Origin of the sequence: Pseudomonas monachiensis (assembly GCF_047345015.1) — a bacterium.
GTDB classification, from domain to species: Bacteria; Pseudomonadota; Gammaproteobacteria; order Pseudomonadales; family Pseudomonadaceae; genus Aquipseudomonas; species Aquipseudomonas monachiensis.
In genome coordinates, this window is record NZ_CP178857.1 from 976,121 (window position 1) to 1,003,105 (window position 26,985).

The window sequence follows — 26,985 nt, forward strand, 5'->3', positions numbered from 1 at the left end:
CAAGATGTCTGATTACAAAGCTCCCCTGCGCGACATGCGCTTCGTACTCAACGAGGTTTTCCAGGTGTCCCGGCTGTGGGCACAATTGCCCGGCCTGGCCGACGTGATCGATGAAGAGACCGCCGCCGCCATCCTCGAAGAGGCCGGCAAGATCAGCGGCGAAGTGATCGCGCCACTGAACCGCGCCAGCGACGAACAGGGCTGCACCTGGAACGACGGCGCGGTCACCGCCCCGGACGGTTTTGCCCAGGCCTATCAAGCCTTCGCCGAAGGCGGATGGGTGGGTGTCGGCGGTGATCCGCAGTACGGCGGCATGGGCATGCCCAAGGCGATTTCGGCGCAGGTCGAAGAGATGGTCAACTCGGCCAGCCTGTCGTTCGGCCTGTACCCGATGCTGACCGCCGGCGCCTGCCTGTCGATCAAGGCCCACGCCAGTGAAGAACTGAAAGCGGCTTACTTGCCGAACATGTACGCCGGCACCTGGACTGGTTCGATGTGCCTGACCGAAGCCCATTCCGGTACCGACCTGGGCCTGATCCGCACCAAGGCCGAACCCCAGGCCGACGGCAGCTACAAGGTCAGCGGCAGCAAGATTTTCATCACCGGCGGCGAGCACGACCTGACCGAGAACATTATCCATCTGGTGCTGGCGCGTCTGCCCGATGCACCGGCCGGACCGAAAGGCATCTCGCTGTTCCTGGTGCCGAAAGTGCTGGTCAACGCCGACGGCTCGCTGGGTGAAAACAACGCGCTGTCCTGCGGCTCCATCGAACACAAGATGGGCATCAAGGCCTCCGCCACCTGCGTGATGAACTTCGACGGCGCCACCGGCTGGATCGTCGATGCGCCGAACAAAGGCCTGGCGGCCATGTTCACCATGATGAACTACGAGCGTCTGGGTGTCGGCATCCAGGGCCTGGCACAGGGCGAGCGTTCGTACCAGAACGCCGTCGCCTACGCCCGTGACCGTCTGCAAAGCCGCGCACCGACCGGCGCGCAGCACAAGGACAAGGCGGCCGACCCGATCATCGTGCACCCGGACGTGCGCCGCATGCTGCTGACCATGAAAGCCTTGAACGAAGGCGGCCGTGCGTTCTCCAGCTACGTGGCCCTGCAACTGGACATCGCCAAGTACAGCGACGACGCACCGACACGCCAGCGCGCGCAGGACTTGGTATCGCTGCTGACCCCGGTGGCCAAGGCCTTTCTCACCGACATGGGCCTGGAGACCACCATTCACGGCCAGCAGGTCTTCGGCGGCCACGGCTACATTCGTGAGTGGGGCCAGGAGCAACTGGTGCGCGATGTGCGCATCACCCAGATCTACGAAGGCACCAACGGCATCCAGTCGCTGGACCTGGCCGGACGCAAGATCGTCGGCAGCGGCGGGGCGCTCTACCGTTTGTTCGCTTCGGAAATCCGCAACTTCACCGCCACTGCCGGCGCGGACCTCGGCGAGTTCACCCAGCCGTTGAACGCCGCCGTCGACACCCTCGACGAGCTGACCGCGTGGCTGCTCGACCGAGCACAAAACAACCCGAATGAAATCGGCGCGGCCTCGGTCGAGTACCTGCACGTGTTTGGCTACACCGCGTACGCCTACATGTGGGCGCGCATGGCCAAGGCCGTCATGAGCGGCGATGCCGAGGACGATTTCTACACCAGCAAACTGGCCACCGCGCGTTTCTACTTCGCCCGGTTGCTGCCGCGTATCCACTCGTTGAGCGCATCGGTCAAGGCCGGCAGCGACTGCCTCTACGAGCTGCAAGCCGATCAGTTCTGATCGAAAGGACAAGGAACCTTAAACATGATGGCGACAAAAATAATTCCACCCGCCGACGGCGCCTATGCCTATCCCTTGCTGATCAAGCAACTGCTGCTGTCCGGCGTGCGCTACCAGCCGGGCCGGGAAATCGTCTACGCCGACAAGTTGCGCTACAGCTACGAGACCCTCAACAAGCGCATCCGCCGCCTGGCCAATGCGCTGACGGCGGCCGGGGTCAAGGCCGGTGACACCGTGGCCCTGCTCGACTGGGACAGCCACCGCTACCTGGAATGCTTCTTCGCCGTGCCGATGATCGGCGCGGTGCTGCACACGGTGAACATTCGCCTGTCGCCGGAGCAGGTGCTGTTCACCATGAACCACGCCGAGGATGACCTGGTGCTGGTGCATGATGATTTCCTGCCCCTGGTCGAGCAGATCCACGGTCGGCTGGAAACCGTAAAAGGTTACCTGCAGCTCACCGATGACGAGGCGACCACCACCTCGCTGCCGGTGCTGGGCGAGTACGAGCACCTGTTGTCCCTGGCCCCGGAGCAGTACGACTTCCCCGATTTCGACGAGAACTCGGTCGCCACGCTGTTCTACACCACCGGCACCACCGGCGACCCGAAGGGCGTGTACTTCAGCCATCGGCAACTGGTGCTGCACACCCTGAATGCCGTCGGCACCCTGGGCGCCTATCAGGGCCAGCCGCTGTTGCGCTCCGACGACGTGTACATGCCGATCACACCGATGTTCCACGTGCATGCGTGGGGCGTGCCGTATGTCGCGACCCTGATGGGCATCAAGCAGGTCTACCCCGGCCGCTACGAACCCAACAGCCTGGTCAAGTTGTACCGCGAAGAGAAGGTGACCTTCTCCCACTGCGTGCCGACCATTTTGCAGATGATCCTCAACTGTGAAGAGGGCAAGGCGACCCGTTTCGACGGCTGGAAAATGCTCCTGGGCGGCAGCGCGCTGACCCTGGGCGTGGCCAGCGAAGCCCATGCCAAAGGCATGGTGGTGCACGCCGGCTACGGCATGTCCGAGACCTGCCCGTTGCTGTGCCTGACCTACCTGCGCGATGAAGACCTGCAGCTGTGCGCCGAAGCGCAACTGCCGATCCGCATCAAGACCGGCACGCCGGTGCCGATGGTCGACCTGAAGATCATCGACGCCGACGGCAACGATGTGGCCCATGACGGCGAGTCGCTGGGCGAGATCGTGGTGCGCGCACCGTGGCTGACCCAGGGCTATCTGAAAGCCCCGGACCAAGGCGCGCAGCTGTGGCACAACGGCTGGCTGCACACCGGCGACATGGCCTCGATCGACAAGCTGGGCGGCGTGGAAATCAAGGATCGCATCAAGGACGTGATCAAGACCGGCGGCGAGTGGATCAGCTCACTGGAACTGGAGAGCCTGATCAGCGAACACCCGGCTGTCATGTCGGTCGCGGTGGTGGGTATCGTCGATGAGCAGTGGGGCGAACGCCCGATGGCCATGGTCGTTTGCGAACCGGGGCAATACCTCGACCGCAAGATCCTGGAGGTGCATTTGCAAGCCTTCGTCGACGGCGGGCGCATCAACAAATGGGCGATCCCCAAGCAGTTCAAGTTCGTGACCGAAATCCCCAAGACCAGCGTCGGCAAGATCAACAAGAAGCTGATTCGGGAAACTGAAGCGAACTGAGGGATACGCCTGCCACTGTCGTTGTAGGAGCGAGCCTGCTCGCGATGGACTGGAGAGCGCTGCGTTTAACCAGGAATACATGCGTTATCGTTAACGACCATCGCGAGCAGGCTCGCTCCTACATAAATCCACCGATAGCGGGCGGTTTCTGGATAGCCCGGTCGGCGTCATCTTTGTCATAGTCCTGGCCAAAGATAACGCCCCGTCGGTCGCGGTTTTCAGCGCTTGTGCCAAGCTGAACGGGGTATTGAACCGCCACGCATTCAAATGCCGGCCAGTCAGACCCAAGGAAGCCCACGACATGAACCTCGCCCGTGCATCAAACGTTCGCAAAGAGTTCTACAAAGCCGTCTGGTTCTATTTCAAAGTGGTGTGGCCGATCTTCTCGATACTGCTGTTAGTGATCGTTGCGTTTGGCCTCATCATTGCCCAGCTGGAAGGCTGGGGGCCTTTTGACGGCATCTACTTCGCCTTCGTGACGGGCCTGACCATCGGCTATGGAGAGCTGGTGCCCAAGCTGGGTGTGTCGCGAGTGCTGGCGATCCTGCTGGGTTTCAACGGCGTGCTGATGACCGCGACATTCGCGGCGATCAGTGTCCGGGCGATTGAAGTGACGGTGACGGCGTCGCGGCAGAAGGACGTCGAATAGGGCGGTGATGGCTACGGCCGGTTTAAATGGCCGCAGCCTCCGAGGCTCAGTGCGAGTGTCGGTGATGGATGTCGGGAAAGTGCGGGTGACTGTGGACGATCGGTGAGTGTTGGTGCACATGGTTATGGGGTTGCACACCATCCCACTCAAAGGCATGTTCATGCTGATGATGCTCATCGTGGACATGCTTGTGGTCGTGGATTTGCGGTTCGTGCTGATGCTCGTGTGAGTGACTCTCGGTCAGATGAATCCAGACCCCAAGCCCCATCAGGCCGGCAGCGATCCAAAACACCCACGTCACGCCTTCACCGAAAAACAGGATCGCTATCGCGGCTCCCAGGAACGGCGCCGTGGAAAAGTACGCCCCGGTCCGCGCCGTACCAAGCCCCCGCAACGCCAGGACGAACAGCACCAGACTGACGCCATACCCCAAAAAGCCCACCAGCAGGGTTGGCCCAAGAAGCGACCACTCTGGCAAGTGCATACCCAGCGCGATCCCCAGCGCGCAATTGACGGCCCCTGCCACCAGCCCTTTGGTGCCAGCAATAAACAACGCATCCGACGCAGACACCTTACGTGTGAGGTTGTTATCAATGGCCCAACAAAAACAGGCCACCGCCACCGCGACAGGCCCCAACCAGCCATGAACCTCTGCCGAAGTGCGAGGCCACGCCTACAACACGCCCCCGGCAACAATGGCCACCATCCCCGCAACAATGCGCCGGTCAGCGTTCTCCCTGAAGACCACCCACGCCATCAGTGCGGTCAACACGGCTTCCAGGTTCAGCAACAGTGATGCGGTGGTGCCGGAGGTGAGGGTGAGTCCAAACATCAATGAAACCGGGCCCAGTACGCCACCGAACACAATGGCCCCGATGAACCACGGCCATTCAGGGGCTGTCAGGCCTGTCGGCTGCCAGCCACGATCACGGATCAGGCGGGTTAGCGTCAGCCCGACGCCGCTGCCCAGGTAGAGCAGGCCGGCGAGGAGGATGGGGGATACGTTCAAGCCTAGCCACTTGGCCAAGGGCGTGCTGGCGCCGAACAAGGCAGCAGCGCCCAAGGCGTAGAGAATGCTTTTGGTCATTGTGGTTCCGGGGCTCAGGGGAGGCAGTTGTGAACAGGATACGCTTAGTGCCGCAAATGAGCGCCTGTGGCCTGTCCACTTATGCCTGGGTATTCATTAATACCAGCCACAACACAACCCCCCTGTGGGAGCGAGCCTGCTCGCGATGGCTGCGTAACATTCAGCATTTGTGCTGGCTGATACACCGCTATCGCGAGCAGGCTCGCTCCCACAGTTTTTTGCAGCCAGCAGGCTAAGCCTCCCAACCCGCCCCAGTCACCGCCGCCTGCACCAGCGGGTGCAAGTCCGCCCCCTGGTGATCCGTCTGCCAGGCCAGCAACTCCTTGCGCATGCTCGGCGCCCAGTACATCTGCATATGATTGCGCACGCTGAGCACCGCCTGTTGCTGGTCCGGCTGGCTGGCGAAGTACTCGGCGATCTGGTTAGCCATCTTGATCAGGTTGTCCGTGCTCATCGGCGTACCTCCGCTTTCGCGCCACGGGCCTGACGACGTTCATCGAGCAAACGTTGCTGTTCCTCGCTGAACTCCTGGAAGCGCTTCTGCCATTCCGAAGGGTGATAAACCCGGCTGACTTCCACGGCGGTGACCTTGTACTCCGGACAGTTGGTAGCCCAGTCCGAGTTGTCGGTGGTGATCACGTTGGCCCCCGATTCCGGGAAGTGGAAGGTGGTGTACACCACGCCCGGGGCAACCCGTTCGGTGATCCGCGCCCGCAGCACGGTCTGCCCGGCGCGGCTGCCGATGCCGACCCAGTCACCTTCGCTGATGCCACGGCTCTCGGCGTCGGTCGGGTGGATTTCCAGGCGATCTTCGTCATGCCAGGCGACGTTTTCGGTGCGCCGGGTCTGGGCGCCGACGTTGTACTGGCTGAGGATACGCCCGGTGGTCAACAGCAGCGGGTAGCGACTGTTGACCTTTTCCTCGGTCGGCACGTAGCCGGTGAGCATGAAGCGTCCCTTGCCGCGCACAAACTCTTCGATGTGCATGGTCGGCGTGCCGTCCGGTGCCTCGGCGTTGCACGGCCATTGCAGGCTGCCGTGGCGCTCAAGTTCGGCGTAGCTGACGTTGGTGAAGGTCGGCGTCAGGCTGGCGATTTCATCCATGATTTGCGATGGATGCTGGTAATTCATCGGGTAGCCCAAGGCATTGGCCAGGGCCACCGTGCCTTCCCAGTCGGCCTTGCCGCCCAGCGGGTCCATGACCTTGCGCACCCGGGAGATGCGTCGCTCGGCGTTGGTGAAGGTGCCGTCTTTTTCCAGGAACGAGCAGCCCGGCAAGAACACATGGGCGAACTTGGCGGTTTCGTTGAGGAAAATGTCCTGCACCACTATGCATTCCATGGCCGACAGAGCCGCGGTGACGTGCTGGGTATTGGGGTCGCTCTGGGCGATGTCTTCGCCCTGGCAATACAGGCCCTTGAAGCTGCCGCCCAAGGCTGCCTCGAACATGTTGGGGATGCGCAGGCCCGGGTCGGGTTGCAGGGTGACGTTCCAGGCCTGTTCGAACTGCGCCCGCACCACCTCATTGGAGATGTGCCGGTAACCGGGTAACTCATGGGGGAAAGAGCCCATGTCGCAGGAGCCCTGCACGTTGTTCTGTCCCCGCAGCGGGTTCACGCCCACGCCTTCGCGGCCGATGTTGCCGGTGGCCATGGCCAGGTTGGCAATGCCCATCACCGAAGTACTGCCCTGACTGTGCTCGGTGACGCCCAGGCCATAGTAGATCGCCGCATTGCCACCGGTGGCATACAGGCGCGCAGCGGCACGGATGTCGGCAGCGGGTACACCGCAGACAGGGCCAAGGGCTTCCGGCGAGTTTTCCGCACGGCTGACGAACTCACTCCAGACCGCGAAATCACTGCCCTCGCAACGGGCGTCGATAAAGGCCTGGTTGAGCAGTCCTTCAGTGACAATCACATGAGCCAAGGCGTTGAGCATGGCGACGTTGGTACCGGGGCGCAGGGCCAGGTGATACTCGGCGCGGGCATGCACCGTATCCACCAGATCAATGCGTCGTGGGTCGATGACGATCAGCCGCGCCCCTTCACGCAGGCGACGTTTGAGTTGGGAAGCGAACACCGGGTGGGCATCGCTGGGGTTGGCGCCCATCACCAGGATCACATCGGCCTGCATCACCGAGTCGAAACTCTGGGTGCCGGCGGACTCGCCCAACGTCTGCTTCAAGCCATAGCCGGTTGGCGAGTGGCAGACCCGCGCACAGGTGTCGACGTTGTTGTTGCCGAAGGCGGCGCGCACCAGTTTTTGCACCAGGTAGGTTTCTTCGTTGGTGCAGCGGCTGGAAGTGATGCCACCAATGGAATCGCGGCCATATTTTTGCTGCAACCGACGGAACTCGCTGGCGGCGTAAGTCACCGCTTCATCCCAGCTGACTTCCTGCCACGGATCGTTGATGTGCTTGCGGATCATCGGCTTGGTGATGCGATCCGGGTGGGTCGCATAGCCCCAGGCAAAGCGCCCCTTGACGCAGGAGTGGCCGTGGTTGGCCTGGCCGTTCTTGTCCGGCACCATGCGCACCAGTTGGTCGCCTTTCATCTCGGCGCGGAACGAGCAGCCCACGCCGCAATAGGCACAAGTGGTGATCACGCTGCGTTCCGGTTGACCCAATTCCACCACGCTTTTTTCCATCAGCGTCGCGGTAGGGCAGGCCTGCACACAGGCACCGCAGGACACGCATTCCGAGTCGAGGAAGTTATCCCCACCGGCAGCGGCCACCCGGGATTCAAAACCGCGCCCGGTAATGGTCAGGGCGAAAGTACCCTGTGTTTCTTCACAGGCGCGCACGCAGCGATTGCAGACGATGCACTTGCTCGGGTCGTAATCGAAGTAGGGGTTGGAGGTGTCTTTCACGTCCTCCAGATGGTTCTCGCCTTCATAGCCATAACGCACTTCCCGCAGGCCGACCTGACCGGCGACGGTTTGCAGCTCGCAGTTGCCGTTGGCCGAGCAGGTCAGACAGTCCAGCGGGTGATCGGAAATGTACAGCTCCATGACGTTGCGCCGCAGGGTCGCGAGCTTGGGCGTCTGAGTGTGCACGCTCATGCCTTCGCTGACCGGCGTGGTGCAGGACGCCGGATAACCGCGCATGCCGTCGATCTCCACCAGACACATGCGGCAGGAGCCGAAGGCTTCCAGGCTGTCGGTGGCACAGAGTTTGGGAATGGTGGTGCCCAGCAGCGCGGCGGCGCGCATCACCGAGGTGCCTTCGGGCACGCTGATGCTGCGGCCGTCGATATTCAGGGTGACTTGCACCTGGCTGTCGCGGGCTGGCGTGCCGAGGTCGATATCGGTTTTCGGGTCGAAGAGAGTGATCATTGTTCGGCCTCCGAGGCTTGCAGACCGAAGTCAGCGGGGAAGTGCTTGAGGGCGCTGGCCACGGGATAAGACGTCATGCCGCCCAACGCGCACAGCGAACCGTATTGCAGGGTGTCGCACAGATCCTTGAGGATGATCACCTGCTCATCGCGACTGTTCTGGTCAGGCGCGGCCAACAGACGGTCGATCACCTCGACGCCACGGGTCGAGCCGATACGGCACGGGGTGCATTTGCCACAGGACTCCTCGGCGCAGAACTGCATGGCGAAACGCGCCATGCGGGCCATGTCCAGGGTGTCGTCAGCCACCACCACACCACCGTGACCGAGCATCGCGCCGATGGCCATAAAGGCTTCGTAATCCAGCGGCGTATCGAATTGCGAAGGCGGCACCCAGGCGCCAAGCGGGCCACCCACCTGTGCGGCTTTCAGCGGCCGACCACTGGCGGTACCGCCGCCGTAGTCTTCCACCAGCTCCCGCAAGGTCAGGCCAAAAGCCCGTTCCACCAGCCCGCCGTGACGAATATTGCCCGCCAGTTGAAACGGCATAGTGCCCAGGGAGCGGCCCATGCCGTAGTCGCGATAGAACTGCGCACCCTTGGCCAGAATCAGCGGCACCGAGGCCAAAGTCAGCACGTTGTGCACCAGCGTCGGCAGGCCGAACAAGCCCTGCAATGCAGGAATCGGCGGCTTGGCGCGGACGATCCCGCGCTTGCCTTCGAGGGAGTCCAGCAGCGCGGTTTCTTCACCGCAGATATAAGCACCGGCACCGACGCGCACTTCCATATCGAAAGCCTGGCCACTGCCGCCGACATCGGCGCCCAGGTAACCGGCCTCTCGGGCGATGTTCAACGCTGCACGCAGCGTGGCCACGGCATCCGGGTATTCCGAGCGCACATAGATGTAGCCGTAAGTGGCGCCGACGGTAATGCCGGCAATGGCCATGCCTTCGATCAGCAAGAAGGGGTCGCCTTCCATCAACATGCGGTCGGCAAAGGTGCCGGAGTCGCCTTCGTCGGCGTTGCATACGATGTACTTCTGCGCAGCTTGAGTGCCGCGCACAGTGCGCCATTTGATCCCGGCCGGGAACGCCGCACCGCCACGGCCACGCAGGCCCGAATCGAACACCGCCGTCGCGGTCTGCTCGCCGCCAATGGCGATGGCCTGGGTCAAACCCTCGAAACCGCCGTGAGCCTGGTAATCCTCCAGCGACAGCGGCCGGGTAATGCCGGCGCGGGCGAACAGCAGACGTTGTTGAGACTTGAGATATGGCAACTCCTCCACCAGGCCCAAGGCCAACGGATGAGCGGACGGCTCGCCTTGCAGCGCATCAAGCACCGACGGCACATCGGCCGCCGTCAACGGCCCAAAGCCGATCCGACCTTGCGGACTGTCCACTTCCAGCAGCGGTTCCAGCCAATACAGGCCGCGCGAACTGGTGCGCTGCAATTCCAGCGGCAAGTTACGTTCCCGGGCCTGAGTGATCAGAGCCACTGAAACCTCATCGGCACCCACGGCACGGGCAAGGGAATCACAAGGCAGATAAAGAGTCGGCATCACGCGTCCTCCCGGCAAGCGTCAAGCAACGCATCCAGCCGCTCGGCACTGAGCCGCGCATGCACCCGGCCATCCAGCTCCAGCGCCGGCGAACAGGCACAGGCGCCGAGGCAATACACCGGACGCAAACTGATGCTGCCATCGGCACTGCTGCCGTGATCGTCCAGTTGCAGACGCTCGCGCAACTGCGCGGCAAGCTGCTCGGCGCCACGGCTCTGGCACGACTCGGCCCGGCACAGCCGCAGGATATGCCGCGCGGGCGGCGCGGTACGGAAGTCATGGTAAAAACTGATCACCCCACGAACCTCGGCCTGGCTCAGGTTGAGGGCATGGGCAATCTCGGGGACGGCAACATCGGGGACGTAACCGATGCGCTCCTGAATATCATGAAGAATAGGCAACAGCGCACCCGGGGTGCCCTTATGGCGCTCCAGCAGACTGTTGACCACAGGCAGGTGCAACATCTCATCAGGCATTCAGCAATCCTCACGGTCACGGACAAACCAGGCGGTTGTCGGTTGTCCGAAAGTGTCGGCTGCGGCATTCACACCACGTCACGGTATCGTGGCATCTACAGACCGTCGGCCAGGGCACCCTGAGCGGGCATCTTGTTGCGCCCGGCACGGTCTTCGCCGCACCTCAATAGGGGCATAAAAGCCAGATTGCCACGCGGCCCTTGATTCGGCCGCACCAGAGCGACGTGTTTGGTTCTGTCTACGACCTTGTATTGAGTCTAGAAGAATGAGGGGTGAGGCGCCGTGCCAGAGGGGAGGTTGCTGGAGTTATGCACAGCGGATTGCCTGTGGAGAAGGTGGCGATCAAGGCCACTGGAAGCACCCGGAGGCTGGATAAACCGAAGCCAACCCGTTCCTGCTGGCGACGTTGACATTAGCCTACGACAGCATTTATCCCAATCGCGCCCGATCCTCTGGTGCTGGCTCAGTCCGGCATTACGTTCGGGCCTTCTTGTTTATGGAGCATGGAAGTTGCCTAAGCCTGCCCCTCCGAAGCTTTCCTTACGAAACCATCGGGGCGAATCCCAAATACCAATAAACACACAAAACCCCTGTGGGAGCGGGCTTGCTCGCGAAAGCGCCAGCCTAGCCACCATCAATGCCGATGGTGCACCGCAATCACAACCCAGTCACCCAGTCGGGCCAAATAATGCCAGTCAGCTCACCGCAATCCCTGTGGGAGCGAGCTTGCTCGCGATAGCGCCAGCCCAGCCAACATAAATGCTGAATCAGCTACCACCCTCGCAAGCCACCCACCCCCCACAGGCCTCAACCACTAACCCTCAGCCGTCGCCCCCGCCGGCTTGGCTACCGGCGCACAAGCCCGATCCCGAGTAAGCACCTTCACCGCATCATCCACCAACGCCTTGCTCATCGAAGTCAGATAATGCGCAGCCCAAGCATGCCGGTCAGTGTCTCTGGCATAAGCAGCATCTTCAGTGAGGGTCTTGGCCAGGAACAGAAAATCAGAGGCCATGGATAACGCATCGCCAAGAGGAACCCCGCGAGTGACATGAAACAGCGCTTGATCCGCGCAGTAGATGGCCGGTGTCAGGCCGATGGTTTTGAGTTCAGTTTGTTCAGTCATTGGCCACCTCCGAGGATGGAGAGGCAATGGGGAAGGGTGTTACGCGATTGGGAATTGCGTAGAGGGGAAAGCCAAATTTCAAACGGATTCATACTGCGCATAGTGAAGCTCCTTAATTTGAAGAGCTGCCGCATTCGTTACCAAGCGAATGGGTGGCAGCTGTGCGCAGGTTGGTAAACCGGGAAATCAAGGAAACCGGCACGTCCGAAGACGTCCCACGCACAGCCGCCATAACGCAGATCGCAGGCGAAAAAAAAGCGCCTGCGAACGTATGGCACTGTTGCGCAGTGATTTACCTCGGGTTACCAAGCCCGGCCGCTGAATTTGCAGCGACGGTGGGGAGGGTATCGTGCAGGTCGTTTTGCTGCAACCTGCGAGAGCGCTGGGTGATTATGTGGTCAGTCTTTGGGATATCCGCGTGATGACGACGCTGCGGTGTTCTGGAAAACGGGCAATGTCATCTGTCCGCGGGTTACATATTTGCGCTTCGGGTCGTTGCGCATTTACCTCATAATCGCACGCTCCTACCGTTCTGCTTATCGACTAATCTGTAGTCGCTGCCACCAGACCTCAAACAGCCAAGGAGAAAGGCAATGCCAGATAGCTGGAATCAGCGTCAATCGAGTGCATCCACCAAGCATGCCCTCGAACGCCTGCCGGCCACATCTGATTTGCCTGCGACCCTATGAGTCAAGCTGCCTACGTCAATCCAAGCCTGCTCACCTGGTCTAGGGAGCGCGCAGGTCTCTCCACTGAGCAGGTTGCTAAAAAGCTGCCAGTGAAACCTGATCGAGTTCAGGAGTGGGAGGCTGGCGAGGCCAAGCCAACATTCCTTCAGGCTCAAAAGTGGGCGAGTGTCGCTCACATCCCTTTCGGATTCCTGTTTCTACAGCAGCCTCCCGTCGAACAACTGCCTTTACCTGATCTGCGGACAGTGGGAGGGATTGCTCCTCAACGTCCCACTTTGGAACTGTTGGATACCGTAAGGGATGCCATACGTAAGCAGGACTGGTACTTGGAGTATCTGCAACACCAGGAGCATCAACCGCTGACATTTGTAGGTCGCTTCAGTAGTCGATCTCAAGTCAGGGAGGTAGTGGACGATATCCGCCGGGTCCTCGGCGTGAACCCCGACATTGCTCGATTGGATTACGAAAAATACAGCCGTGCCTTGATCGAAGCTGCTGAAGCGGCTGGCGTTTTGGTTATGCGCAGTGGAATTGCTTTAGGGAACACTCACCGCAAACTGGAAGTGAGCGAATTTCGGGGTTTTGCCATCAGCAATGCCTACGCCCCCGTCGTCTTTATCAACAGCTCCGACGCTCCCACCGCCAGGCTGTTCACCTTGCTTCACGAGCTGGCCCATATCTGGATTGGTAGCAGTGGCGTGTCTGACGGAAATACCGCCAATGGTCGAGACGAGGAGCGTTTCTGCAATGCAGTTGCAGGTGAGTTTCTGGCTCCCGAAGCCCAATTTCGCGCCCTGTGGAACCCTGATGTTAACTGGGAAGACAATTTAGCTCCTCTAGCCACTCGGTTTCACATCAGTAAATTGGCGATCGGTCGCCGCGCATTGGATCTCGGACATATAAGCCAAGCGCAATACAGCGCTTACTATCGAATGATCCTCAAGGCTTTCCAGGATGAAAAAGGTGGAGCGGGTGACTATTACCGTAACGCTACCGCGAAAAACAGCCCTCGCCTAAGCAAGGCCGTGCTGACTGAAGCAATGAGTGGCCGGATGCTGCTGCGCGAGGCGGGGCACTTGCTCGGCGTGCAACCTGCCAAATTAAGGACTCTCGCCAGCAAGATTACGGAATGAATCATTTACTCGACGCTAACACACTGATCGAAGCGAAGAACCGTTACTACGGGATGGCTATCTGTCCTGGATTTTGGCAATGGTTATTGCTGAAAAATAAGGCATTGGATTTAGCCAGTATCGCACCTGTAATGGATGAGTTAACAAAAGGGCATGACGATCTGGCGGGTTGGGCGAAGGACAATTCTGATTTCTTTCACTCCACCACCGATCAGGATACGCAACTGGCATTCGCGCAGGTTGCGGGGCTTGTGGCAGATCAAGCGCCGAAGATGAAAACAGGCGCTATGGAAGAATTTTTAGCGGGTGCTGACCCTTGGTTAATTGCGAAAGCGATGACTACAGGGGCTACAGTCGTTACTCATGAAGTGCTGAATGTCGAGGCTAAACGAAAATTCATCATTCCCAATGTTTGTAAGGAGCTGAACGTTCCTTTTTTGAATACATTTGAATTGTTGCATAGGCTTGAAGCAAGGTTTGTGTTGCCTGCTTGAGATCGGTTGCTTGCTAAAATCTCGGGCCGATAAAGGGGCCGGATTTCTTACGCCAGTGAAAATAAACCTATCCCTGTTCTGCTCTCTCTGTTGCCACTTTTTTTGTCAGCTCTTTCTTATATTTAAATTGGCTGTCCAAGGTGTCGGTAGATTGGCAAGTGAAGCTAAAGGTTTGAGCTTGATGCTCTCATACATAGGGAGTGGAAATACGATTTCCGAGCCAGTGGCAGTGTTTCGTTCGCCTGGAATGTATGTAAAGTCTTTGCCTGGTATTTTGGTTTGGTAATTTTTTACGTGGACTTCGAATATAGTGGGTGGTTTTCCCGCGATATATGATGTATTGGCTATGGCAGGATCGTAAGAAAAGTCTTCGTAGGGGAAGAGTGGTTGTTTTATTCCTTTGTATTCACGCTCAATCGAGGTTTTGGCATAATTTCCTGCGAAGTCAATATCCAGTGTTGTATAAAAACCTTCTCCGTGCTTTTGTCCGTTAGCGGACCCAGCGTGCTTTATATCGAGTCCTTTTTCGAAGCTTGCTATATGCTTGCTTGAAGATCCATGAAATCCCGCCAGTGTGTATCCATCGGGAGTTGAGTTCGCAGTGTTTATACTCATATGCGTTGACGGGAGGATGTGTGGGCGGGGTATTTTTAATCTTGGTTTGTGTTTTATAAGTGCATCTACAATAGACTGCATCAGCAGTGGCTTATGGCCTGTTGGGTCTCTGCTATTGATTGGGTCACCCAATACATAAGCGTAAGAATTCAAACCGCCTCTGCCAAATGGACTAAAACTATCCGGGCTGTTAAAGCGCATCAACACTGGATTAAACGCTCGATATCCGTTCCCCAACAAATAATGCCCAGTCAGCGGATCCGGTCGCTCGCCATTAAAGCCAAGCAGGCTGAGTAGCCCACTTGTAGAGGGGCTGTGACCGTAGGGCGAATAGGCGATAGATTGTGGGTGATGATTGGTCTTGGTTGTCTGCAATATCGAGCGCTGTTGATCGTTGGCCAGAAGTGTGGTGTGGTGCACATCACCGTCAGTTTGCTGTTGCGCCAACAACTGGTCGCCGTGTTGGACGATGGAATAGCTTATCTTCCCCTGTATCTCTGTGCTCAGGCGGTTTTTGCAGTAGAAACGCTGGTGCTCTTGCTCGCCTGGCATCATGTTACCGACCAGCCGGTCGAGAGCATCATAATGATAATGGCACAGCAGAGTTCCTTATTGGGCTGTCATGGGATGAACACCTCGGAAATCCTAAGTGAAGGAGTTCAGTATTGAATGACTAGCGAGATTGGGGTACTAGCAGAACTGATAGATCTACTGCGCAAGTAGCAGGTTAGGCAACTGCAATTCGAGATGTCTCGACAGCGGATGATGGTCATCTCATTGGATATCTTTCAGATAATCCTTGAGCGCAACGAGCGGGGCATCAAGCAGTTCAATCGTCTGGCTACTGGAAAATTCAGCTGCGAGTCTCTGCAACTCCCGCCCCAACGGCTTATCCACACCCCCAATGGCCTCCAGCGCTAACCCCACACACTCATCCACCTTCAACTGAATCGTCTCAACATCCCCCCGCCGCACCAGCAGCTCAAACACATCCCGCTGATAGTCACCCATGACCAGATCGTCACGCAAAATCGGGCTTGAATCTTCCGATTCATAAGCCAGTTTGAGGGAGAAAAGGGCGACGGTTTCAAGGTGCAATTCCATGGGGGGAATCCTTGTGAAATGTTCTTCCGGCGAGGAGGGCAGAAGAGAAGCGAGATCAAAAGATCGCAGCCTTCGGCAGCTCCTACAGGTCGGCGCGTTTGTCGGTGGGGTGTCAGGTGCTTTTCTGCAGGCGAAAAAAAAGGCCTTGCAAAGCAAGACCTTTCTTAATTTTGGTGCCCCGAGGGAGACTCGAACTCCCACTCCTTTCGAAAACGGATTTTGAATCCGCCGCGTCTACCAATTCCGCCATCAGGGCTCAATGGCGGCGAAGTATAGAGATGAGATAACCGCTGGTCAATCAGGTACATGGAGAATTTTTGATATTTCCGCTAGACTTCCCGGCCCTGCTAGACGACACCCCATCATGCGCGTTGCTGACTTTACTTTCGAGCTCCCTGATTCGCTGATCGCCCGCCATCCGCTGGCCGAGCGGCGCAATAGTCGCCTGTTGACCCTGGATGGGGTCAGCGGCGCCCTGGCACACCGTCAATTCACTGATTTGCTGGAGCATTTGCGCCCCGGCGATTTGATGGTGTTCAACAATACCCGGGTGATTCCGGCGCGGCTGTTTGGCCAGAAGGCTTCCGGCGGCAAGCTGGAAATCCTGGTGGAGCGGGTGCTCGACAGTCATCGTGTGCTGGCCCATGTGCGTTCCAGCAAGTCGCCCAAGCCGGGGTCGAAGATCCTCATCGACGGCGGTGGCGAGGCCGAGATGTTGGCGCGTCATGACGCGTTGTTCGAGTTGGGCTTTGCCGAAGAGGTGTTGCCGCTGCTCGACCGTGTGGGGCATATGCCGCTGCCTCCTTATATAGACCGCCCGGATGAAGGCGCCGACCGTGAGCGTTACCAGACCGTCTACGCCGAGCGTTTGGGCGCGGTGGCGGCGCCGACGGCGGGGCTGCATTTCGATCAGGTGCTGATGGAGGCGATTGCCGCCAAGGGCGTCGAGACTGCGTTCGTGACCTTGCACGTCGGCGCTGGCACGTTCCAGCCGGTGCGCGTGGAGAAGCTCGAAGATCACCACATGCACAGCGAATGGCTGGAAGTCGGCCAGGACGTGGTCGATGCCGTTGCCGCCTGCCGCGCTCGCGGTGGTCGTGTGGTGGCGGTGGGGACCACCAGTGTGCGCTCCCTGGAAAGCGCCGCCCGCGATGGCGTGCTCAAGCCGTTCAGCGGCGATACAGACATTTTCATTTACCCTGGCCGGCCGTTTCATGTGGTCGATGCCTTGGTCACCAATTTCCATTTGCCCGAATCCACGTTGTTGATGCTGGTTTCGGCGTTCGCCGGTTATCCCGAAACCATGGCTGCCTACAAGGCCGCCGTGGACAACGGTTACCGCTTTTTCAGCTACGGTGATGCGATGTTCATCACGCGTAATCCTGCGCCGACTGCCCCTAAAGAATCGGGCCCAGAGGAAACAGTATGAGTCGCACCTGTCGTATGTCTTTCGAGCTGCTGGCCACTGATGGCAAGGCTCGTCGCGGTCGTTTGACCTTCCCGCGCGGTACCGTCGAGACCCCGGCCTTCATGCCGGTGGGCACCTACGGCACGGTCAAGGGCATGCTGCCACGGGATATCGAGGCGACTGGCGCTGAAATCATTCTGGGCAACACCTTCCACCTGTGGCTGCGCCCGGGCACGGAAGTGATCAAGAAGCACGGCGACCTGCACGATTTCATGCAGTGGAAAGGCCCGATCCTGACTGACTCCGGCGGTTTCCAGGTGTTCAGCCTGGGCGCCATGCGCAAGATCAAGGAGGAGGGCGTGACCTTCGCTTCCCCGGTCGACGGCGCCAAGGTGTTCATGGGCCCGGAAGAGTCGATGCAGGTCCAGCGTGACCTGGGCTCCGACATCGTGATGATTTTCGACGAATGCACGCCGTACCCGGCGGACGAAGACGTCGCCCGTATCTCCATGGAATTGTCCCTGCGTTGGGCCAAGCGTTCCAAAGAAGCCCATGGCGACAACACGGCGGCGCTGTTCGGCATCGTGCAGGGCGGCATGCACCAGGACCTGCGCATGCGCTCCCTGGAAGGCCTCGACAAGATCGGCTTCGACGGCCTGGCCATTGGCGGCCTGTCGGTGGGCGAGCCGAAGCACGAGATGATCAAGGTGCTGGATTACCTGCCGGGCATGATGCCGGCTGACAAACCTCGTTACCTTATGGGCGTTGGCAAACCGGAAGACTTGGTTGAGGGTGTGCGCCGCGGTGTGGACATGTTCGATTGCGTGATGCCAACCCGTAATGCCCGCAATGGGCATCTGTTCATTGATACCGGCGTGCTGAAGATCCGTAACGCGTTCCATCGCCATGATGATTCGCCGCTCGATCCGACCTGCGATTGCTATACCTGCCAGAACTTCTCCCGCGCTTATCTGCATCACCTGGACAAGTGCGGCGAAATGCTGGGAAGCATGCTCAATACCATCCATAACTTGCGTCATTATCAAGTGCTTATGGCTGGTTTGCGCGAGGCTATTCAACAGGGTACATTGGCCGCCTTTGTCGATGCCTTCTACGCCAAACGCGGGTTACCTGTTCCGCCTTTGGACTGAGTTTTCTGACCCCAAGATTCAACATTTGCAACTGGAGTGCTAAATGAGCTTTTTTATCTCTAATGCCATGGCTGACGCCGCTGCACCTGCTGCTGCCGGCCCAATGGGCGGCGGTTTCGAGTGGATTTTCCTGGTCGGTTTCCTGGTCATCTTCTACCTGATGATCTGGCGTCCACAGGCCAAGCGCGCCAAAGAGCAGAAGAATCTGCTGAGCAGCCTGCAGAAAGGCGACGAAGTTGTGACCACCGGCGGCATCGCCGGCAAGATCACTAAAGTTGCAGACGATTTCGTTGTTCTGGAAGTTTCCGACACCGTCGAAATGAAATTCCAGAAAGGCGCCATCGCTGCCACGCTGCCAAAAGGCACGCTCAAAGCGATCTAAGTTTCAACTTCATATTCAATCGACGGGGCGCGCAAGGCGCCCCGCGTCATAAACGGGCGGCGTGATGCTGAACAAATATCCTCTGTGGAAATACATTCTGATCCTGGCGGTGCTGGCGGTCGGTCTGATTTATTCCGCTCCCAATCTTTATCCTGATGACCCGGCCATTCAGGTCAGCGGTGCAAGCACTGCACTGCAAGTCAATCAGGCTGATCTGGATCGTGTGAGCGCTGCGCTCAAGGAATCCGGGATCAACGTCAAGGCTGCCACCCTGGCTGCCAACGGCAAGGGCGGCCTGATTCGCCTGACCAAGGCTGAAGACCAACTGCCGGCCAAGGACGTTGTCCGCAAGGCGTTGGGTGATGACTACGTCGTTGCATTGAACCTGGCACAAACCACACCGCAATGGCTGCGCAGCCTCGCCGCGCACCCGATGAAGCTGGGTCTGGACTTGTCCGGTGGTGTGCACTTCCTGCTGGAAGTGGACATGGACAAAGCCCTCGACGCACGCCTGAAAGTCTACGAAGGCGACGTCAAGAGCCTGCTGCGCAAAGAAAAACTGCGTTATCGCAGCCTGCCGCAACTCGATGGTGCCATTCAGCTGGGCTTCTCTGATGAAGCGACCCGCGAACAGGCCCGTTCGATCATTCGCAAGAACTTCAACGATTTCGACATTGTTCCGGCCGACCTCAATGGCCAACCGGTGCTGCGTCTGGCGATGACCCCGGCCAAGCTGGCGGAAATCCGCGAATACTCCATCAAGCAGAACTTGACCACGGTACGTAACCGCGTCAACGAGCTGGGTGTTGCCGAGCCGATCGTCCAGCGTCAGGGCGCCAACCGCATCGTGGTTGAGCTGCCAGGCGTGCAGGACACCGCCGAAGCCAAGCGTATCCTCGGCAAGACGGCCAACCTCGAGTTCCGCCTGGCCGCTGAGCCTGGCGCTTCGAAAGCCACTTCCGAATCCTTCGAGTTCCGCGAGGGCAACCGTCCTCCTGCGCTGATCGAGCGTGGCCTGATCATCACCGGTGACCAGGTCACCGACGCCAAGGCTGGCTTCGGCGAGCACGGCACCCCGGAAGTGAACATTCGTCTGGACGGTCACGGCGGCGAGCTGATGAGCCGTGCGACCCGTTCGAACGTCGGTCGCAGCATGGCGGTGATCTTCATCGAGCAGCGTCCGGTTACCACCTACACCAAGCAGATGGTCAACGGCGTCGAGAAAGACGTGGCGGTCCAGAGCTTCAAGGAAGAGAAGAAGATCATCAGCCTGGCGACCATCCAGTCGCCGCTGGGTGCTCAGTTCCGCATCACTGGCCTGAACGGCCAGGGCGAGTCGTCCGAACTGGCGCTGCTGCTGCGTGCCGGTGGTCTGGCTGCTCCGATGTACTTCGCTGAAGAACGCACCATCGGCCCGAGCCTGGGTGCCGACAACATCACCAAGGGTATCGATGCATCGCTGTGGGGCATGCTGTTCGTCTCGCTGTTCATCATGGCCATCTACCGCTTCTTCGGCCTCATCGCCACCGTCGCACTGGCGGTGAACATGGTGATGCTGCTGGCCCTGATGTCGCTGCTGGGTGCAACGCTGACCCTGCCGGGTATCGCCGGTATCGTGTTGACCATGGGTATGGCGGTCGACGCCAACGTGCTGATCTTCTCGCGGATCCGTGAAGAGATCGCCGCCGGCATGACCGTGCAGCGCGCAATCAACGAAGGCTTCGGCCGGGCATTCACCGCGATTCTCGACGCCAACCTGACAACACTGTTGGTCGGCGGCATCCTCTTTGCCATGGGCACAGGTCCCGTCAAGGGCTTCGCAGTGACCATGTCCCTCGGGATCTTTACCTCGATGTTCACGGCCATCATGGTGACCCGCGCGATGGTCAACCTGATCTTCGGCGGTCGTGACTTCAAGAAGTTGTGGATTTAAGGGGCTGCCATGTTACGTACAATCAACTTCATGGGCGTTCGCAACTTTGCGTTCGGCGTCACATTGTTCCTTACCGCACTGGCGTTGTTCAGTGTTGCCACCAAGGGCATGAACTGGGGCCTGGACTTCACCGGCGGTACGCTCATCGAGCTGACCTACGAGCGTCCGGCCGACGTCACCCAGGTGCGTGAGCAGCTGGTGAAATCGGGTTATCACGAAGCCATCGTGCAGAACTTCGGTGCAACCACCGACCTGCTGGTGCGCATGCCTGGCGAAGACCCGCAACTGGGTCACCAGGTAGCCGAGGCCTTGCAGAAGGTCGGTGGCGAGAACCCGGCGACGGTCAAGCGCGTCGAGTTCGTCGGCCCGCAGGTGGGTGAAGAGCTGCGCGACCAGGGCGGCCTCGGCATGCTGATGGCGCTGGGCGGCATCCTGATCTACCTGGCTTTCCGCTTTCAGTGGAAGTTTGCGGTCGGTGCGATCGTTTCCCTGATCCATGACGTGATCGTGACCATCGGTATCCTGTCGTTCTTCCAGATCACCTTCGACCTGACGGTGCTGGCGGCGGTACTGGCGATCATCGGTTACTCGCTCAACGACACCATTGTGGTATTCGACCGGGTTCGCGAGAACTTCCGTGTACTGCGCAAGGCCAGCCTGATCGAGAACATCAACATCTCGACCACGCAAACCCTGCTGCGGACCATGGCGACTTCGATCTCCACCCTGCTGGCGATCGCGGCCCTGCTGTTCTTTGGTGGCGACAACCTGTTCGGCTTCTCCATCGCCCTGTTCATCGGTGTTCTGGCGGGTACTTACTCGTCGATCTACATCGCCAACGTGGTGCTGATCTGGCTGAACCTGAGCACGGAAGACCTGATTCCTCCGGCCAATACCGAGAAGGAAGTCGACGACCGTCCTTGAAGGCAAAGTCTTCAAGCGATGTAGTCCAAAAAAGGCGCGAGTTGAACTCGCGCCTTTTTTTGTGCTCCAAGGCTGGGAGAAGCGCGGACACGTTCCGCATGTGATGGTCCAGGAGGTTCATGTGAACAAGTCGATGCTGGTTGGTGCTGTACTGGGTGCTGTCGGTGTAACTGCCGGGGGTGCTGTGGCCACCTACAGCCTGGTTAAACAAAGCGGTCCTGAGTTTGCTCAGGTTCTAGCCGTTGAACCGGTCAAGACACAAATCAAGACTCCACGTGAAGTGTGCAAGGATGTAGCGGTCACCCGGCAGGCGCCGGTGAAAGATCAACACCAGATCGCCGGTACGGTGGTCGGTGCATTGGCAGGTGGTTTGCTGGGTAACCAGATCGGTGGCGGCAGCGGTAAGAAGATCGCCACGGTCGCGGGTGCTGTCGGTGGTGGTTACGCCGGCAACAAGGTGCAGGAAGGCATGCAAGAGCGTGACACCTACACCACGACCCAGACCCGTTGTAATACGGTGAATGACATCAGCGACAAGGTCGTGGGTTACGACGTGCGCTATTCGCTGGACGGCAAGGAAGGCAAGGTGCGCATGGATCGTGATCCAGGCAACCAGATTCCGGTGGATAAGGAAGGCAAGTTGATCCTGTCTGAGAATCAGGCGGCTCAGTGATCTGCTGATGCCGGATTAAAAAAAGAAGCACCCTGCGGGGTGCTTTTTTTGTGCCCACGATTTATGCATCACCGCCAACCCTCTGTGGGAGCGAGCTTGCTCGCGATGACGGTGTCACATTCAGCATATGAGGTGACTGATACCCCGCTATCGCGAGCAAGCTCGCTCCCACAGGGGGTTGTAGTGTTTTGAAGGGCGATTTTCAGGCATAAAAAAAGCACCCCGAAGGGTGCTTTCTCTGTCGCTGGAAGCTTAGCGCTTCAGCGAGGCCGGCAGGTGCGGCTGGATCGCCGTCAGCACTGCCTTGAAGCACTTGGTGTTACCGGCAACGACGTGGCCTTTCTCAAGGAAGTCGTGACCGCCGGTGAAGTCGCTCACCAAACCGCCAGCTTCCTGGATCAGCAGGGCGCCTGCAGCCATGTCCCATTCGGACAGGCCCGATTCCCAGAAGGCGTCGAAACGGCCGGCAGCCACGTAGGCCAGGTCCAGGCTCGCGGAACCGGCGCGGCGGATGCCGGCGGTCTGGCCAACCAGGGCGCGGAACATGCCCAGGTAGTTGTCGAGGTTGTCCATCTGGTCGTCACGGAACGGGAAGCCGGTACCCAGCAGGGCGCCGTCCAGGCTGGTGCGACCGCTGACGCGCAGGCGACGACCGTTCAGTTGGGCGCCGCGACCACGGCTGGCGGTGAATTCTTCCTGGCGAACCGGGTCCAGGACAACAGCGTGTTCCAGGCGACCGCGGTATTTGCAGGCGATGCTGACAGCGAAGTGAGGGATGCCGCGCAGGAAGTTGGTGGTGCCGTCCAGTGGGTCGATGATCCACAGGTACTCTTCGCCTTCGATGCCGGAGCCGGCGTGCATACCGGTCTCTTCACCCAGGATCGAGTGATTAGGGTAGGCCTTGCGCAGGGCGTCGATGATTTTCTGTTCGGCGGCGCGATCCACCTCGGATACGTAATCCTTGGCGTCTTTTTCGTCGACCTTGATGGTATCCAGGCGCTCGATGGAGCGGAAGATCAATTCACTGGCGCTGCGGGCGGCGCGCAGCGCGATATTCAGCATGGGCTGCATGGATGTGTCACCTAAGGTTGTTAAAGAAAGCCGGGCATTCTATCAGAAAGTTTCTACAGGAGAAGGACGACGTTCGCTTTCATGGCTTAACGGTAGCTACAGCTGTAAGATTCCGCTCCCGATTATCGTGTTCGAGAGCGCCTCCCTTGCTGCAAAACATTCGTGTCGTCCTGGTCAATACCAGCCATCCGGGCAATATCGGCGGGGCTGCGCGTGCCATGAAGAACATGGGGCTGTCGCGGCTGGTGCTGGTCGAGCCTCGTCAGTTCCCGCATCACGAGGCTGATGCTCGTGCTTCCGGTGCCGGGGACATCCTTGAAAACGCGCAAGTCGTCGCCACCTTGGAAGATGCCTTGGTCGGCTGCAATCTGGTGCTTGGCACCAGTGCCCGCGACCGGCGTATTCCCTGGCCGTTGCTCGATCCCCGCGAATGCGGCACGAAAGTGGTCGAGGAAGCCGGGCAGGGCGCCCAAATCGCCTTGGTGTTCGGTCGTGAAGATTCCGGCCTGACCAACGAAGAGCTGCAGCGATGTCATTATCACGTGCACATTCCATCAGACCCTGAGTTCAGTTCGCTGAACCTTGGGGCGGCGGTGCAGGTGTTGGGTTATGAAGTGCGCATGTCCTGGCTGGCGGCCCAAGGCCGGCCGAGCAAGGTCGAGAAGGAAGAAGTGGCTTCGGTCAAAAGCGCGGAGCTTGCGACCATGGACGAGCTGGAACGATTCTATGAGCACCTGGAGCAGACCCTGGTGGCCATCGAATTCCTCGATCCGGAAAAGCCACGGCACTTGATGGCGCGCCTGCGCCGGTTGTACGGACGCAGCTCGGTCAGCCGGGCGGAAATGAATATTTTGCGTGGCATCCTCACGGAAACCCAGAAAGCGGCCCGTGGTGAGCTCCTTAAGCGGAAGGATTAATGATGTTCGAGCGTTTGCGTGAAGATATCCAGAGCGTATTCCACCGAGACCCGGCGGCGCGTAACGCTTTTGAAGTCCTGACTTGCTACCCCGGCATGCATGCCATCTGGATTCACCGTTTGTCGGCGATGCTGTGGCGCGCTGACCTGAAATGGCTGGCGCGGCTGGTGTCGAACTTCGGTCGCTGGTTGACCGGGATCGAGATCCATCCGGGTGCCAAGGTCGGTCGTCGCTTCTTCATTGACCATGGCATGGGCATCGTCATCGGTGAAACCGCCGAGATCGGCGATGACGTGACTATTTACCAGGGCGTGACCCTGGGCGGCACCAGCTGGAACAAGGGCAAGCGTCACCCGACCCTGGGTGATGGCGTCGTGGTCGGGGCGGGCGCGAAGGTGCTCGGTCCGTTCACTGTCGGTGCCGGGGCCAAGGTCGGTTCCAATGCGGTCGTGACCAAGGAAGTACCGCCGGGTGCCACTGTAGTGGGGATTCCGGGGCGGATCATCGTCAAGCCCGACGAAGAGCAGGACGCCAAGCGCAAGGCCATGGCCGAGAAAATCGGCTTCGATGCCTACGGCGTGACTGAAGACATGCCCGACCCGGTGGCTCGCGCCATCAACCAATTGCTCGATCACCTGCAGGCGGTCGATGGGCGCCTGGAGGGGATGTGCGGGGCGTTGAAGGATCTGGGCAGCAATTACTGTGCGAAAGATCTGCCTGAACTGCGCGAAGAAGACTTTGCCTGTGTGAAGGACAAGGGTCAGCAGACTGGCTGATGCCTTTGTGTAGGAGCTGCCGAAGGCTGCGATCTTTTGATCTTAGAGGGCAAGATCAAAAGATCGCAGCCTTCGGCAGCTCCTACGCAGGTCGCATTTAGACAATGGCAGAGCGCCGACCGGTGTGCCATTACGCCACAGACCCTGCTATGATGCGCCCGCTCTTTTGCGGGTAATCCCGACTAAAGTACTAGGTCTAATAGTTGACTTAAATACTCGGGAATTGCATACTCGCCTCATTCCGAACTCCGTGGTAATTGTCCATGCGACTGACTACAAAAGGCCGATACGCCGTGACCGCCATGCTTGACCTGGCGTTACACGCGCAGCACGGGCCCGTGTCCCTGGCCGATATCTCCGAGCGCCAAGGCATCTCCCTGTCCTACCTCGAGCAGCTTTTCGCCAAGCTGCGCCGCAGCAACCTGGTGTCCAGCGTTCGCGGTCCGGGCGGTGGCTACCAATTGTCCCGCGACATGCAGGGCATCCAGGTCGCCCAGGTGATCGATGCGGTGAACGAATCGGTCGATGCAACCAAATGCCAGGGCCAGGGTGATTGCCACTCCGGTGACACTTGCCTGACTCACCACTTGTGGTGTGACCTGAGCCTGCAGATCCACGAATTTCTGAGCGGTATCAGCTTGGCTGACCTTGTGACTCGCCGTGAGGTGCAAGAAGTAGCCCAGCGCCAGGACCAACGCCGTTGCAACAGCAAGGTGCCACGCCTGGACAAGATTGAAGCGTCCGCCGTCGAATGACTGCCAGAGAGCTAGCGGCACGCCAGCCAGCCTGATTTAGGAGATAGTCCATGAAATTGCCGATTTACCTTGATTACTCTGCGACTACCCCGGTTGATCCGCGTGTCGCGCAAAAGATGAGTGAATGCCTGCTGGTCGACGGAAACTTCGGTAACCCGGCGTCCCGTTCCCATGTGTTCGGCTGGAAAGCCGAAGAGTCCGTCGAAAACGCCCGTCGTCAGGTGGCCGATCTGGTCAACGCCGACCCGCGTGAAATCGTCTGGACCTCCGGTGCTACCGAGTCCGACAACCTGGCAATCAAGGGTGCGGCACATTTCTATGCCACCAAAGGCAAGCACCTGATCACCACCAAGATTGAGCACAAGGCTGTCCTGGACACCATGCGCCAACTGGAGCGTGAAGGTTTTGAAGTGACCTACATCGAGCCTCGTACCGACGGCTTGGTAACTCCTGAGATGATCGAAGCCGAACTGCGCGACGACACCATCCTGGTTTCGGTCATGCACGTGAACAACGAAATCGGCACCATCAACGACATCGCAGCGATCGGCGAACTGCTCCGCTCCAAGGGCATCCTGTTCCACGTCGACGCCGCCCAGTCCACCGGCAAGGTCGAGATCGATCTTTCGAAGCTGAAAGTCGACATGATGTCGTTCTCCGCCCACAAGACCTACGGTCCTAAAGGCATCGGCGCCCTGTACGTAAGCCGCAAGCCGCGCGTACGTATTGAAGCGACCATGCACGGTGGCGGCCACGAGCGCGGCATGCGTTCCGGCACCCTGGCGACCCACCAGATCGTCGGCATGGGTGAAGCTTTCCGCGTGGCCAAGGAAGACATGGCTGCCGAGAACGCACGCATCAAGGCGTTGAGCGACCGCTTCTACAAGCAGGTCGAGCACCTGGAAGAGCTGTACGTCAACGGCAGCCTGACCGCCCGCGTTCCGCACAACCTGAACCTGAGCTTCAACTACGTTGAAGGCGAGTCGCTGATCATGGCGCTCAAGGATCTGGCGGTTTCGTCCGGTTCGGCCTGCACCTCGGCGTCCCTGGAGCCTTCGTACGTACTGCGCGCCCTGGGCCGCAACGACGAACTGGCACACAGCTCGATCCGCTTCACCTTCGGCCGTTTCACCACCGAAGAAGAAATCGACTACGCCGCGCAGAAAGTCTGCGAGGCCGTTACCAAGCTGCGCGCTCTGTCGCCGCTGTGGGACATGTACAAAGACGGTGTCGACATTTCGAAAATCGAGTGGGCGGCACACTGATTTCAAGTCGCCGCAAT

Annotated in this window: 23 protein-coding genes, 1 tRNA gene and 1 pseudogene; 15 read left to right on the plus strand and 10 right to left on the minus strand. The window is 59.3% G+C overall.

All coding sequences use genetic code 11. The features are described from left to right. The first annotated feature begins 4 nt into the window (after positions 1–4). From ACMDB8_RS04290 to ACMDB8_RS04300, 3 genes are all read left to right on the plus strand, one after another. Positions 5–1,783: an acyl-CoA dehydrogenase C-terminal domain-containing protein gene (locus ACMDB8_RS04290; protein ID WP_409078272.1), complete on the plus strand. Its 1,779-nt coding sequence runs from the start codon at positions 5–7 to the stop codon at positions 1,781–1,783. Positions 1,784–1,807: 24 nt separating this feature from the next. Continuing rightward, complete coding sequence (locus ACMDB8_RS04295; RefSeq protein WP_409078271.1) at positions 1,808–3,451, plus strand: fatty acid--CoA ligase; 1,644 nt, start codon at positions 1,808–1,810, stop codon at positions 3,449–3,451. A 301-nt stretch (positions 3,452–3,752) separates the two neighbouring features. Further along, entirely contained in the window at positions 3,753–4,100 is a 348-nt protein-coding gene (locus ACMDB8_RS04300; RefSeq protein WP_056728571.1) for a potassium channel family protein, read from the plus strand. A 46-nt stretch (positions 4,101–4,146) separates the two neighbouring features. Here the strand turns inward: ACMDB8_RS04300 and ACMDB8_RS04305 are convergent. From ACMDB8_RS04305 to ACMDB8_RS04330, 6 genes and pseudogenes are all read right to left on the minus strand, one after another. Next, positions 4,147–5,187: pseudogene (locus tag ACMDB8_RS04305) on the minus strand (EamA family transporter). A gap of 232 nt (positions 5,188–5,419) precedes the next feature. Next, complete coding sequence (locus ACMDB8_RS04310) at positions 5,420–5,641, minus strand: formate dehydrogenase subunit delta (RefSeq protein WP_056728575.1); 222 nt, start codon at positions 5,639–5,641, stop codon at positions 5,420–5,422. Continuing rightward, a complete protein-coding gene (gene fdhF / locus ACMDB8_RS04315; RefSeq protein ID WP_409078270.1) occupies positions 5,638–8,520 on the minus strand; it encodes a formate dehydrogenase subunit alpha in 2,883 nt (960 codons plus the stop codon). Before fdhF ends, ACMDB8_RS04310 begins: the two co-directional genes overlap by 4 nt. Next, on the minus strand, positions 8,517–10,076 hold the full coding sequence (locus ACMDB8_RS04320; RefSeq protein WP_056728578.1) for a formate dehydrogenase beta subunit: 1,560 nt from the start codon (positions 10,074–10,076) through the stop codon (positions 8,517–8,519). The genes fdhF and ACMDB8_RS04320 overlap by 4 nt, the downstream gene beginning before the upstream one ends. Then, positions 10,076–10,552, minus strand: coding sequence for a formate dehydrogenase subunit gamma (locus tag ACMDB8_RS04325; protein ID WP_223531430.1), 477 nt, complete (start codon positions 10,550–10,552; stop codon positions 10,076–10,078). The genes ACMDB8_RS04320 and ACMDB8_RS04325 overlap by 1 nt, the downstream gene beginning before the upstream one ends. Before the next feature lie 814 nt (positions 10,553–11,366). Beyond that, positions 11,367–11,678, minus strand: a complete 312-nt coding sequence (locus ACMDB8_RS04330; RefSeq protein ID WP_056728580.1) for a DUF3077 domain-containing protein — start codon at positions 11,676–11,678, stop codon at positions 11,367–11,369. 685 nt (positions 11,679–12,363) lie between these two features. Between ACMDB8_RS04330 and ACMDB8_RS04335 the strand changes: the two genes are divergently transcribed. Both ACMDB8_RS04335 and ACMDB8_RS04340 read left to right on the plus strand, forming a co-directional pair. Then, a complete protein-coding gene (locus ACMDB8_RS04335) occupies positions 12,364–13,500 on the plus strand; it encodes an ImmA/IrrE family metallo-endopeptidase (protein ID WP_056728582.1) in 1,137 nt (378 codons plus the stop codon). Beyond that, positions 13,497–13,994, plus strand: coding sequence for a DUF4411 family protein (locus tag ACMDB8_RS04340; RefSeq protein WP_056728584.1), 498 nt, complete (start codon positions 13,497–13,499; stop codon positions 13,992–13,994). Before ACMDB8_RS04335 ends, ACMDB8_RS04340 begins: the two co-directional genes overlap by 4 nt. A 105-nt stretch (positions 13,995–14,099) precedes the next feature. Here the strand turns inward: ACMDB8_RS04340 and ACMDB8_RS04345 are convergent, their stop codons facing one another. From ACMDB8_RS04345 to ACMDB8_RS04355, 3 genes are all read right to left on the minus strand, one after another. Next, positions 14,100–15,164, minus strand: a complete 1,065-nt coding sequence (locus tag ACMDB8_RS04345) for an RHS repeat-associated core domain-containing protein (protein ID WP_409078269.1) — start codon at positions 15,162–15,164, stop codon at positions 14,100–14,102. A gap of 219 nt (positions 15,165–15,383) precedes the next feature. Beyond that, positions 15,384–15,713 carry a hypothetical protein gene (locus ACMDB8_RS04350; protein WP_056721284.1) on the minus strand — a complete coding sequence of 110 codons (330 nt, stop codon included), beginning with the start codon at positions 15,711–15,713 and terminating at the stop codon, positions 15,384–15,386. A gap of 171 nt (positions 15,714–15,884) precedes the next feature. Further along, positions 15,885–15,969 (minus strand) — tRNA-Leu (locus tag ACMDB8_RS04355). Positions 15,970–16,077: 108 nt separating this feature from the next. Here ACMDB8_RS04355 and queA point away from each other — a divergent pair. The 6 genes from queA to ACMDB8_RS04385 all read left to right on the plus strand — a co-directional run bounded on the left by queA (position 16,078) and on the right by ACMDB8_RS04385 (position 22,184). Beyond that, positions 16,078–17,142 (plus strand): tRNA preQ1(34) S-adenosylmethionine ribosyltransferase-isomerase QueA, encoded by a 1,065-nt coding sequence (gene queA / locus ACMDB8_RS04360; RefSeq protein WP_056721282.1) that lies wholly within the window; start codon positions 16,078–16,080, stop codon positions 17,140–17,142. 14 nt (positions 17,143–17,156) lie between these two features. Then, positions 17,157–18,272, plus strand: a complete 1,116-nt coding sequence (gene tgt / locus ACMDB8_RS04365; protein ID WP_162130301.1) for a tRNA guanosine(34) transglycosylase Tgt — start codon at positions 17,157–17,159, stop codon at positions 18,270–18,272. A gap of 43 nt (positions 18,273–18,315) precedes the next feature. Next, positions 18,316–18,654, plus strand: coding sequence for a preprotein translocase subunit YajC (yajC, locus tag ACMDB8_RS04370; RefSeq protein ID WP_007916913.1), 339 nt, complete (start codon positions 18,316–18,318; stop codon positions 18,652–18,654). Positions 18,655–18,718: 64 nt separating this feature from the next. Continuing rightward, positions 18,719–20,587, plus strand: coding sequence for a protein translocase subunit SecD (secD, locus tag ACMDB8_RS04375; RefSeq protein WP_056721279.1), 1,869 nt, complete (start codon positions 18,719–18,721; stop codon positions 20,585–20,587). A 9-nt stretch (positions 20,588–20,596) separates the two neighbouring features. After that, complete coding sequence (gene secF / locus ACMDB8_RS04380; protein ID WP_056721278.1) at positions 20,597–21,511, plus strand: protein translocase subunit SecF; 915 nt, start codon at positions 20,597–20,599, stop codon at positions 21,509–21,511. A 121-nt stretch (positions 21,512–21,632) separates the two neighbouring features. Further along, positions 21,633–22,184, plus strand: coding sequence for a glycine zipper 2TM domain-containing protein (locus ACMDB8_RS04385; RefSeq protein WP_056721275.1), 552 nt, complete (start codon positions 21,633–21,635; stop codon positions 22,182–22,184). Positions 22,185–22,436: 252 nt separating this feature from the next. Here the strand turns inward: ACMDB8_RS04385 and suhB are convergent, their stop codons facing one another. Beyond that, positions 22,437–23,255, minus strand: a complete 819-nt coding sequence (suhB, locus tag ACMDB8_RS04390; RefSeq protein WP_008057724.1) for an inositol-phosphate phosphatase — start codon at positions 23,253–23,255, stop codon at positions 22,437–22,439. Positions 23,256–23,401: 146 nt separating this feature from the next. Here suhB and trmJ point away from each other — a divergent pair, with 146 nt between their 5' ends. From trmJ to ACMDB8_RS04410, 4 genes are all read left to right on the plus strand, one after another. Then, positions 23,402–24,172 (plus strand): tRNA (cytosine(32)/uridine(32)-2'-O)-methyltransferase TrmJ, encoded by a 771-nt coding sequence (gene trmJ, locus ACMDB8_RS04395; protein ID WP_409078268.1) that lies wholly within the window; start codon positions 23,402–23,404, stop codon positions 24,170–24,172. 2 nt (positions 24,173–24,174) lie between these two features. Beyond that, positions 24,175–24,948, plus strand: coding sequence for a serine O-acetyltransferase (gene cysE, locus ACMDB8_RS04400; protein WP_056721270.1), 774 nt, complete (start codon positions 24,175–24,177; stop codon positions 24,946–24,948). 263 nt (positions 24,949–25,211) lie between these two features. Then, positions 25,212–25,703, plus strand: a complete 492-nt coding sequence (gene iscR / locus ACMDB8_RS04405) for a Fe-S cluster assembly transcriptional regulator IscR (protein ID WP_007982741.1) — start codon at positions 25,212–25,214, stop codon at positions 25,701–25,703. Between the two features lie 50 nt (positions 25,704–25,753). Then, positions 25,754–26,968, plus strand: coding sequence for an IscS subfamily cysteine desulfurase (locus ACMDB8_RS04410; RefSeq protein WP_056721268.1), 1,215 nt, complete (start codon positions 25,754–25,756; stop codon positions 26,966–26,968). Positions 26,969–26,985 lie beyond the last annotated feature (17 nt).